Below are 11,804 nucleotides of genomic sequence, written 5' to 3'. Positions count from 1 at the left end.
TGTACCCCGTGATTTATACCAACAGTGGCACGTATATCCTGATATGAGTGCAAAGGGCCAACTTCGGCGATTCGAAAACAAGGCGCAGCTCCTGCGTCATATTGCCGAGGAGACCGGGACAGACATCGATACGCTTTGCGACGAGTACGAAGCCCAGGTCGAATAGAGTCCTTTGCAGTTTCTGACGCGTGAGTGACGACACCGATCTTGATATCTCGTTTACTATCGATTCAGATTCTATCTCGTTGAGTCCCATCGGCCGATATCTGGTTCTCGATATTAGGGGCCCTGTGGTCGATGTTGGAGATGCTTCTTACCGCGTCGTACCAGTTGGAGAAGAGGACGAACAATCGGAAGACGTCCGGGAACTGGGCGTCGATGACATACGGGCAGCACTCGAAGAATTATCTAACAACGATGCCTTCCAGTCGATTGTAGACAACTGTCCAACAAATACGCCACTCGTCTACGACGATATTGATTACTTGACACGCCATCTTCCAACAAAGGCCTTACAGAAGTGTCAAGAGTTGAGTGAGAGTACGCCCTTTGACAAAGAGTTACTCCTTCAAGTAGCCTACGTCGAACGGCAACATTCCTTGGTGGGGCACTCAGACAACGTTCTGGAATATTACCTTGAACAGCGTGACGAGATTGCGAGCGCCCTCCAGGGCAGCGATGACATCGGTGGTGAAATTGAACGAGCGTTCTTTTCGTATTTGCTTCTGGCATCTGCGCTCATCGAGGAATTAACCACCGAAACCGTTCTCAACGAGTTGTTCCGTGAGGAAACTCGGTTCCACAGTATCGCAGAGTATGTTCGAAGCATGGGCCACGCGAAACGGTTGGAGACGCTCTCCGAGATTCAGATGTTGACTGGTGGTGACTATGGCGACCTCAAAGACGTCAAAGACCGTCGGAACAACCTCGTTCACGACGCGCAGAAACGAGCAGGCCTCGACGGACTTGAGTCACGCCGCGACGTCGCACAGGTTCTTGAGAAGACTGACCGATGTGCGTCGGTGCTGCTTACACTTTCTGGGAAGCACATTGAGCCGATAATCGCAAAAAGAGGATGCAGCGCGTACCTCAATCACGCTCAAGGGGAAGCAATCGCCGACACCATTGAAACGTGGAAGCACGAGAACGGAGAGCGTCTATCGACACTTCGAGACTGTGAAAGAGCAACGCTCGAAGCGATTCGATGAGATAGCCAAGACAGTACCTCGAAGACATATTGCCTCACGGATGGTTTCGATTTCGAGGGATTCGACGACGAAGACCTGTACGCGACATTAAATGAGTTTGTGGGTGATGCTGCTGATGCACTTCTCGACCGCGTCGATGCAGATGCGAACGAGAGCAACCTCGACAGATTCGATTTCGCGCTACTGGTGTTACTCTCCGCTGGCCACAGCTACCAAGAGATCGCTCGTTGGCTGCAGACCGACCCGAAGTACGTCCAGCGGAAAGAGAACGTCATCGCGTGGCGGGCCTCGAAGTTCGAAAAAGAACTCGTCGACGAAATTCCCCGTCCTGATGCGCCTGTGTGGCCGATAATCGGCGACTCAGATGCCGAGGAGTAGGCACGTCAGCAGTAGTAGTGCAGGCTACCTCTACGACAGGAACTCCCCCGGCCTTCGGCAACATTAAAGACACTCCTGTCAGTCGGTGTTAGCATACTGGATTACATTCTATGGAAGGCGATCGACTTTCTCAACGGAAGGCGCAATTGGACAAGGCTGAACGCGAACATCTCGAGGACGTCGTCACCGAAATGCGCGATCGCGTCGAGGATAACGTCCGATTCCAGCTCACACAGCAGGGTCTCGACACCAAGCCTGCTGACACGGACGCGCTCGAGGAGGGCACGTCGTCGCTCGTCGAGGCGATCGACCTCGAGGGGGTCGACGGCCACGCGTGGGAGGAGGCGTTCGAAAAGTACGTCACGGGTGTTGGGTACACGATCGTCAACCGGCTCGCCGCACTGCGCTGTATGGAGGTCCGGAACTTCATCGACGAAGAGGTCACCGTTTTCAAAGACAACGGGTTGACGCCGGCCGCAGAAACGCTCGTCTACGATGCGTTCCTGTTGGAGGACGAGGCGATCCTCCAAGCGTACCAAAACGCGTGTGAAGGGTTGGCCGAGGAAATCGAGATCCTGTTCGATCCCGAGTCGGCGTACAGTCTGGTCGATCCTGACGACGATACGTTTGAAGAACTCTGTGGGATGCTCGACGAGATTCCTGATGAAGTCTGGCGGGCGGACGACGTGCTCGGGTGGATATACGAGTACTACAACCGCCCGATCGTTGAGGCGCTCGACGCGAAGAACACGCTCGAACCGGACGACGTCGGCCCAGCGAACCAGTTTTACACACCCCACTGGGTCGTCCGGATGCTTGCCGACAACAGCCTCGGAAAGCTCTATCTCGAAGCGACCGATCAAGCGGACGCAGTCCCGGACCCGGAAGCCCTCTCCCCAGTGGAGCGAAAAGAGCGCTTGGTCACGCCGGCGGACGCGCCCAGCGTTCCGGAGCTCTGTACGTACCTCATTCCTGACGAGGAGCACGGCGATGCCCCGGAGTTCGATCACCCGCGAGAATTGCGTGTCATCGATCCGGCGTGTGGCAGTGGGCACTTTTTGCTGTACGCCTTCGACATTCTGGAGCGCATTTGGTGGGCGGAGACCGATCTCGATCGTGCCGAGATCCCGGCGAAGGTGCTGGAGCACAATCTCTACGGGATCGATATCGATCTGCGATCGTGCCAGCTTTCGGCGTTTAATCTGTATTTGAAGGCTCGAACGCGGGCTGAGGAGGAAGCGGGTGAGTTCGAGATGCCCAACGTTGGTATCGTCTGTGCTGATGCCCGCGTCGCCGAAGTCGACGAAGCAGCCGACGTGCTGGACGAGATCACTGGCGAAGGGAGCGATCTGCGGGAGGCACTGAAAGAGGTTATCGAGACGTTCCAGCACACAGAGGCGCTCGGGAGCTTGCTGGACGTGAGCGGGACTCTGGAGGAGTCGTTCGACTCAAGTAAGACGCAAGCCGAACTCAGTGATTATAATGTGGCTGCACATCAGTCGCTCAATTCGTTTCTGAAGGCGCTCCGCCGAGCCGTCGAGGACCGGACAAGTGATTCTTTCGGTGAACAGAACCTCCGAAGCTTCCTCCATCTACTGGTCGTGCTGACTCAGGAGTACGATGTGTCGCTAATGAATCCTCCGTATGGATCGGGGGGACGAATGCCCGACGACGTACAGGAGTATGTCGAAAAAAACTATGAGTACACTAAGGAGTACTACATAAATTTCTTTGAGATGTGCGATCAATTGGTAGGGAGAAGTGGCCGAGTCGGAATGTTGGTTCCGTGGTCGTTCATGTTTAGTCGGTCTTTCGAGAATTTCCGTCAAGATTTCATCGGAGGAAAGGGAGGATTCGATTTCTTTGCTGAATTCGGCTACAATATTCTTGACAACGCAACAGTTGGAACGGTTGGCACTGTTGTTAGGTCCGAATCCGCTGTTGGTCAGACTGGTACATTCATTCGTCTTCCCGATGTGGTAAAAGCAAATAAAGAAGCGAAGTTCCTCAGTGCGGCGTTCGATAATAATGTGGTTTCCGGCATCAAACGATACTACGAACGTGATCTATCTGAATTCAGAATTGTCCCTGGTACACCCTTATCTTACTGGGTTTCCAAAGAGCTGCGTAAGCTATACTCCTCATCGGTCGTACTTGACGCAGAAAACGGCCGGATCGAACGCGATAGTCATGGAAGGGCAAAAGTAGGACTACAAACCGGAGATGATAGTCGTTTCATTAGCCGTTTTTGGGAGGTACCCGGAGACGAGAACTGGAAGCCCTTCTCTAAGGGTGGTTCAGACGCATGGTTACTCCCGAGGGTCACCCGTATGCTCTTGTGGGGTGCAGAGGGGAGGGAGGTGAAACGATTTGACGGCTCTTATCCACGAAATGAAGATTGGTACTTTACTGAGGCTCTTACTTATACGATGTCGAAGCGGAGTGGGAGACGATTCGGCTATCTTCACGACTCCTCTATATTTGCACATATGGGCTCCGTATTTATACCAAATCAAGCAATATGGAACACTCTCTCATACACCAACAGCCACTTGTTCACCTACTTGATGCTTGCACAGACTTCCGAACGTAATTGGGAGGTGGGTCTTGTTTCCAAAGCCCCGTGGAGCGAGGAACTCGAACAGAGAGACGAACTTGCCACCCTCTCGCGTGAGGCGGTCGGGCATCTCGTCTCGAAGCGGCAGTACGACTTCATTTCGCCACATTACAACGGACCGGTGCTTCTCGAAGCCCTCAGCGTAGACGATCAGCTCTCCCAATACAACCATCCCCACCATGAGCTGCGCGAAGATCTCAATCTTGACGAACCTCCGGAGACTGTCTCGCCGTCGGAGGCGCTCGAAGCGCTCGGAACCGAGGCGGCACGACATCTTGAACAGGTGGAACAGAATCTCCAATCGTGTGCCAACCAAATCGACATAGCAGTATTTGACTGCTTCGACATCACTGAAGATCAACAAGAGACTATTCTCCAAGAGATTGCACTTCGAACCATTGAGGACCCATGCGAACAAAAAAAGTACGATCCGGACTCCATTACTGAACCCTCCGAAGACTTGCCTGAGCAGGTCAAAGACCTCCTCCTACACTTCGTCCTTCGCTCCGTCGATAAAAAAGACGACGGCACCATCCCCGTCTCCGATGTTGACGGCGAGGACGACCTCCTGGCCCATGTTGAGGCCGAATTCGATCGCGTCTGGGGAGAGTACGCCGACAATCGCCTCGCAGAGGTTGATGACGTGCTTGGGAGCAAGAGCGCCGCAGAGGAGGCCTACCCTAATCTTCGGACGTGGCTCGAAGAGGATCTCTTCGATTACCACATCTCGAAATTCGATCGGACGCCGATCCTCTGGCGATTCACTACCAAGAGACTCGTTTCAGACGCCGAGGGAGAAGGGTTTGGCTGTCTGGTCGACTACCACCAACTGGATGAGGGCGTCTTCGATCGCCTCCAAAACCGCTACCTCGAACCGCGAAAGAGCCTCCTGCGCGAGCGTCGGAGCGCCGCAAATCGACGCCGAAGCGACAACTCGCTCTCGACGAGCGAACAAGCCGAGGCTGCCGAAGCGTACGCCCGCTGTGAGAGCGGGCTCGAACAAATCGCCGTGTTCGAGGATCGACTCGCCGAGTTGGCCCAATCCGAGCCTCGACCGTGGTCGATCGAGGAGCAACAGGCCGCCGACACAGCCGCCGATCGTGTTGCCGAATTCCGCCGTCGAACCGAAGAACGCCTCGACATTGTCGACGAACTCGCCGCGATGGCGGACGTCGACATGGGCGAACTGTTCACCGGGAACTTCTACGAGAAAATCGAGGGCCAACGAGACGAATGGATCGACGCGCTGGACGACCTCGAAGCCGCGTTCGACGCCTACGCGGCAGATCCGGACCAACCCGTGGAAGCGCACCGCTACGACTTGTTCAACTACTACACCAACGATCTTCTCGGGAGTTCGCACTTCGCGAGCAACGGCATCCTCTACATGACGTATTACTTCGACAAATTCGAACAGGCCGATCAGTCCCGCCTTGACAGCGCCGGCATCTCCCGAAAGCGACAACTGATCTCACAGCTTGCGAGCGATCTTGACGAGTATATCGAGCTTGGCGAATCCATAGCCGACGACTGTGACGCGCTTTCCTCAGCGCTTCCCTCTGACTGGAGCGATCGCGCACTCTCGGAGATCACAACGGCCGGCTACCAACCGAACCACAAACACGGCGTCGAAATCAACATTCGACCGCTCGCACAGGCCGAAATCGTTCCAAAGACCGTCGACGACAAAGTCCTGTAACCATGCCAGCAACGAAAACACTCCCCCAGTGCGCCCGCGAGGCGATCGAACGCGCGATTGACGACGCCGCAGACGACGAGCCGACTGTCCTCTGGTGGGACGACGGCGGCTACCTCCGCGACATCGTCGAACGGACCGGCCGCCAACTCGACTGTGCGTTCCGGGCGGCCGAACAGACGCCGCTCGAACTCCGCACCGAGCCACCGCGATCGCGAACCGTCTGGTACGTCCCACAGGCCAAACGCGACGACGTCGACTGGTTCAAAGACGTCGAACACACCGGCGGCGCGATCGAACAGCACATCGGCAAGCTCGCAGCCCGCTGTTTCGAGGACGATCGCCTCCAGGCCGCGACGATCCGCACCGCCTACGAGGACGCCGAGGACCGACAGCAAGTCGCCCAAACGCTCTACGAGGAACTCAACGGCGACGGTGGACTCCCCACGCTTCAGGGCCTGCAGACCAAAATCGTCCTTGACGGCCACGAAGATCCGATCCAGTTCGTCCTCGAACACGACCACCACGCCCTCCCAAAGGGCGAGAAGCTGGTGCGGATTCGCGACCTGCTAGTCGACGCCGGGGTCGCGGCCGTCGACGGCGAATCGGACCCGCAGACGATCGTCGAACGAACCCGCCGCTGGGGGGTCGCCGAGTGGCTCGTCGACGAGGGCCTCGACCCGTCGATGCTCCCCGACGCGTACCGCCCCGAACCGAAATCAGGCCTCGGGATCACCAGGCCAAAGCTCCGATCGGTGCTGAGCAAGACCGAACGGACGGCCGAACTGGCGGCTCGGTATCTCGATCCGAGCCAGCGCTTTTATCACGACATCTTCCGCACCCACGAAGATCCATGGGCGCTCGCGGGCTGCCCTGTTGCTGCCTCCCTCGAACACCGCCTCTTCGAGGAGTGGACCCAGTCGTTCGACAGCGGCGACTACGAGACCTGTGTCTCCAACGCGAAGACGCGCTACGATCGCCTCGAAGCCACGTACGGTGCCGTCCCGTGGACGAACGTCTGGAAGCAGGCGATCGACGTCGCGAGGCTCGCGGACGAACTCCAAACGTGGGACGATCGCGGTGATACGAGCGATGTCGTCGAGCTCTACGGCGACGTTGAGGAGGGAACCTGGCAGATCGACAACGCCGTGTTCAACCTCGTCGTCTCGGGACGCCCCGAGACGGAACTCCCCGAAGCACATCCAGCGACCGCCACGCTCGATGCGCTCCGAACCGGGTTAGTCGAATCGCAGTACCTCAAGTACCTCGCTGATCTCGGCGATCTCGTCGTCGACCAGATCAACGCCGGTTCGCCGTTCGTCGGCGCACAACACGCCCATCAGTTCTTCGCAGAGGAAAAAGCGCACCTCCAGAGCGGCCAAAGCGTTGCGCTGTTCATTATCGACGCGCTGCGGTTCGATCTCGCCCACGAACTCGCAGAGTCGATCCGCCACGAGCTCCCCCGACTCGAAGTTGAAGAGCGCACATGGGTCGGGACCCTCCCCTCTGATACCGAGTTCGGCAAGGCCGCGCTCACCCCCGGAAGCAAGTTCAGCTTCGCCCTTGACCTCGTCGACGGCGCGGTAGTCCCCGAGCGCAACGGACGCAAGATCACCAACTACCGCCGACAGACCCTCCTAGAGAACGACGGCTGGAGCTACATCGTGCGGGACGAAGCCGACGAGGTTGGCTGGAGCAACACCCGCGTTGCCTACTACTGGAACGACATCGACGAGACCGGCGAAAAGGAGCTCACGAACTTCGAGGAGCTATTCAGCGATCGGATCGACGCCCTCTCGCGGATCATTTGCGAGAAGCTCCGGAAAGGCGAGTGGGATCGCGCCTACATTCTCTCGGATCACGGCTTCGTTTCGCTCCCACGGCACGTCGATATTGACGACCTCCACCCCCCGGCTGAAGCCGAGCAGGTAACTCGCCGGTGGATCGCCGGCACGGACCTCGATGACGATGCCCCGGGCGTGTTACTCGACGAGGACAGCCATCTGGGGTATCTCGACGAGGACGCCAAAATCAGCATTCTCGCCGATCCGATCCAGCGATTTCGCCACCAAGGGCTCCCTGACGCTCGGTTCTACCACGGAGGGGTCCTCCCGCAGGAGTTCGTGTTGAACTTCGTGACAATCACACCAGAATAACACCACCCATGTACGATCTCGAACCCGGAGACGCGATCCGTCTCAATAACCAGCCCGCCGAGGTCATCAAGACCTACGCCGTCGGCGATCTCGAGTATCTCAGAGCCTACATTGAGAACGTCGGCGTCAAGACCGTCTGTATCGACGATGTCGAAATTGAGCGCAAGCGCGATCGACTGGATGCGCTCGAACCTGCAGTTGCGTCTCAACTGCACCCTAAACACGAATCCGTCTCCGCCGAGTGGTTCGACCTCCGATCGCAGGCGCTCCAGCTCCAGATCGCCCACGAGCAGGGGCAGCTGCTCAGCATCTCGAACTCCCTCGTCCGCCTCGAACCCTACCAACTGGCCTGCGTGAACTGGGTGATGCAGAAGCTCCGCCAGCGCGCACTCATCGCCGACGACGTCGGGTTGGGCAAGACCATCGAGGCGGGGCTCATCCTCAAAGAACTCGCCGCACGCAACCGCGCCGATCGCGTCTTGTTCGTCGTCCCGGCGCACCTCCAAAAGAAGTGGATTCGCGACATGGACCGGTTTTTCGACATCACCCTCACCCCCGCCGATCGACAGTGGGTCGAAGGCGAGCGCCGCCGGCTCGGTGAGGAAGCGAACATCTGGGAACAAACCCACCAGCAGTTGGTCACGAGCATGGCGTTCCTCCGGCAAGCGGAGTTTCGAGACGAACTCGATGACGCGTTCTGGGACGTCGTCGTCGTCGACGAAGCACACAAAGCGGCCAAACGAGGCGAGTCCCCAAGCAAGACCTCGAAGGTGGTCGAACGGGTCGCCGACAACTCCGACTCGCTACTGCTCCTCAGTGCGACACCCCACGACGGCAAGGGGGAGGCCTTCCGTTCACTCATCGAATACATCGATCCGTTCCTCGTCGCTGCGGACCAGGAGCTCTCGAAAGCGGCTGTTGATCGGGTGATGATGCGTCGCGGCAAGCAAACGATCTACGACGATAACGGCGAACGGATCTTTCCCAATCGCGACGTTGGAACAATCCCCGTTGAGCGGACACACGAAGAGCGGCAGTTCTACGAGGCCGTCACCGAGTACGTCAAACACGTCTACAATCGCTCCGAGCAGCTCAACGAGCCCGCAGTCGGGTTTGCAATGGCCTTGATGCAAAAGCGCCTCGTGAGTAGTATTGGCGCGATCAACGCCACCCTCAGCCGCCGCCTGGCGAAGATGGTCGACCAGCAATCCACGACAACATCGCTCTCAGAAGCGGCCACGGCCTATCTCGAAGGCGAAGATCTCGACGAAGCAGACAAACAACACGCAGAAGAAGAACTCGCCGGCCTCACCATCACCGAGAGCGATGCCCAGCTCGAAGCAGAAATCGAAACGCTCCGTGACCTCCTCTCTCTTGCCCAAGGAATCCCAGTCGATTCAAAAGCCCAGAAAGTCCGCCGCTACATCCAGCAATTACTCGAAGCGAACCCGAACGAGAAGATACTCCTGTTCACCGAGTATCGAGACACCCTCGATTACCTCCTCGAGCTAGTGAAAGACGAACCGTGGGCCGACGAGATTCTCGTTATCCACGGTGACGTCGACAAAGACGATCGGGCGAAGATCGAAGACGAATTTAACCACGGCCAGTCCCGGCTGCTCTTCGCGACTGACGCTGCGAGCGAGGGGATCGACCTCCAGCACAGTTGCCACATTATGATCAACTACGAGCTACCGTGGAATCCCAACCGGCTCGAACAGCGGATCGGGCGGCTCCACCGATACGGTCAAGCGCAGGAAGTGAAGGTCTGGAACTTCACGTTCGAGGATACCCGCGAGGGTGAGATCTTCGAGATGCTCCAGGACAAAGTCGAAAGCATCCGCGGCCAGCTCGGGAACACCGCAGACGTGCTGGGGGTGCTCGATAATATCAACGTTGACTCGCTCATCATGGAGTCGATCCGGAACGACAAACCAGCGAGAGCGACCACGGCGGAACTCGAAGAACTCATCCACGAGCGCCAGCGGACACTCGCGGAGTGGTACGAGCGAAGCCTCATCGACACCAGCACGTTCGACGAGGAGAGCCGTCAGAAAATTCAAGCGGTGATGGATCACTCTGCGGACGCCTACGGGAGCGAGTCCGACATTCGTGCGTTCTTCGAGCGGGGTATTTCGGCGCTCGGCGGGCACGTCGAACAGACTGGGCAGCAACGCTACCGCGCTGAGCTCCCCAACTCACTTCGACGATCACGAGATGACGGGTCCTACGGGCCGTTTACCTTCGATCGAGCGTTCGCGATGGACCACGAGGAACTCGAGTACATCTCGCCTGACGCCGACGTGGTCCAAGAGCTGATGCAACACGTGCTCGACACCGAACACGGCACCGTTGGACTCAAATTGCTCCCATTCGTTGAGAATCCCGGCATCACATACAACTACCGCGTCAGGTTCGAAGACGGCACGGGTGCGGTGATTCGCGAGGAGGTTCTTCCCGTTTTCGTGGATGCGACACACCGGGATCCACACCGCCGCCTCGGTCAGCAGATCGTCGAGGGGAACACGATTACTGGCTCACCGGATGGCGATCGCGTCCGTGCGCTTCTCGAACACGAGCCCGAAATACGGTCGGCTGCGGAGCGCTACGTCAGCCAGCGTGTCGCATCACGACAAGAAGAACTTCAGAAACGACGCAACGAGGAGACACAGCAGGAAATCGACGATCTCCGAGCGTACGCAGAATCTGAGCGCGAACGCATTGAGCTGTTCATCGCAGACTACGAACGCAAAGCAAAGCAAGGATCGGATATGGATATTGCGATTCGAAACCAACAGGACCGACTTTCGAAACTCGAGCAGCGAATCGAAAAGCGCCGCCGCGAGCTCCAACGGAAAACACAGGTCATCTCGATGGCACCAACCGTCGAGAACATCTGTCTTACCCTCCCGTTGTGAACCGCCTCGGGGTCAAGTGGTTCGAGAAACTTCGTCTCTCGTCATCACGGAATACTTCGTCTTCCGTATGACCCCGAGGCACTCGCCTTGCTTTCTCTGTAGATCCTCACACCTTGCTTTCTCTGTAGATCCTCACACCTTGCTTTCTCTGTAGATCCTCACACCGGTCGGTTGGGCGTCAGTGTCTGCTGTTTGCCTGGTTGCTAGATTCCCCGGATAGTATCGGTAATCCCCACGGATTCGAGGATCATCCAGAGGAGGAATATCCCGTATAACCCGAGAAAGACGTATGCTTCGCGGTTTGTGAGCTCGAGACGAGTCCGAGTGAACACAATAAACACGAGCGTCGCGAACGAGAGAAATCCCATCGTCGGAATCGCTGCGAGGAAATTGATCGTGGCAGACCCTGCCAGGAGGACACCGACCGGGATCGCGACCAAGAGGTTGAAGATATTGCTCCCGAGGACGTTCGTGAGACTCGTGACGTCGTCGTCGTTCTGTGCCGCACGAATGCTGACAAATGCGTCTGGCAGACTCGTTCCAGCGGCGATCACAGTCAATCCCCAGAGAAAACTCGACGTCCCGAAGATCGCTCCGAGCGAGAGGGCCGCACGGACGAGCCCCTCGACACCAACTGCAATAACGAGAAGCGTCACGACAAGCGTAACCCCCTCTCTTTGGGGTTGCGTAACAGCTACAAAAAGTAGAAGTAAACAGTATCTAATCGCATGATTCATACTCGAAAGTATTACTAGTACCTGTAGCGAAGGTACAAGAGTCACATGGCCCTCAAACACGGTCTATACGAACGTTCAGGAGGGTTTTGTGACA

6 protein-coding genes and 1 pseudogene are annotated in these 11,804 nt (G+C 57.3%); 6 read left to right on the top strand and 1 reads right to left on the bottom strand.

Annotation, left to right across the window (positions count from 1 at the left end; genetic code table 11):
• Positions 1 to 43 precede the first annotated feature (43 nt).
• The 6 genes from E5K03_RS17710 (at position 44) to E5K03_RS09360 (ending at position 10,973) form a co-directional block, all read left to right on the top strand.
• Entirely contained in the window at positions 44 to 166 is a 123-nt protein-coding gene (locus tag E5K03_RS17710) for a hypothetical protein (RefSeq protein ID WP_265338725.1), read from the top strand.
• A 124-nt stretch (positions 167 to 290) separates the two neighbouring features.
• Positions 291 to 1,208: a hypothetical protein gene (locus E5K03_RS09375; RefSeq protein WP_240729996.1), complete on the top strand. Its 918-nt coding sequence runs from the start codon at positions 291 to 293 to the stop codon at positions 1,206 to 1,208.
• A 99-nt stretch (positions 1,209 to 1,307) separates the two neighbouring features.
• Entirely contained in the window at positions 1,308 to 1,586 is a 279-nt protein-coding gene (locus E5K03_RS17580) for a hypothetical protein (protein ID WP_240729995.1), read from the top strand.
• A 110-nt stretch (positions 1,587 to 1,696) separates the two neighbouring features.
• A complete protein-coding gene (gene pglX / locus E5K03_RS09370) occupies positions 1,697 to 5,902 on the top strand; it encodes a BREX-5 system adenine-specific DNA-methyltransferase PglX (protein ID WP_138006591.1) in 4,206 nt (1,401 codons plus the stop codon).
• Between the two features lie 2 nt (positions 5,903 to 5,904).
• Positions 5,905 to 8,055, top strand: a complete 2,151-nt coding sequence (pglZ, locus tag E5K03_RS09365) for a BREX-5 system phosphatase PglZ (protein WP_138006590.1) — start codon at positions 5,905 to 5,907, stop codon at positions 8,053 to 8,055.
• Between the two features lie 8 nt (positions 8,056 to 8,063).
• Entirely contained in the window at positions 8,064 to 10,973 is a 2,910-nt protein-coding gene (locus E5K03_RS09360; RefSeq protein ID WP_138006589.1) for a helicase-related protein, read from the top strand.
• 203 nt (positions 10,974 to 11,176) lie between these two features.
• On the opposite strand, the pseudogene E5K03_RS09355 reads toward E5K03_RS09360, so the two are convergent.
• A pseudogene (locus E5K03_RS09355) lies at positions 11,177 to 11,659 on the bottom strand (sodium:calcium antiporter); the annotation flags it as partial.
• Between the last annotated feature and the right edge of the window lie 145 nt (positions 11,660 to 11,804).

It is taken from the genome of Halalkalirubrum salinum (assembly GCF_005543295.1).
In the GTDB taxonomy this organism is placed as follows: Archaea; Halobacteriota; Halobacteria; order Halobacteriales; family Haloferacaceae; genus Halalkalirubrum; species Halalkalirubrum salinum.
The sequence above is the reverse complement of the archived record's forward strand: the minus strand, read 5'-3'. Positions and strand labels throughout refer to the sequence as shown.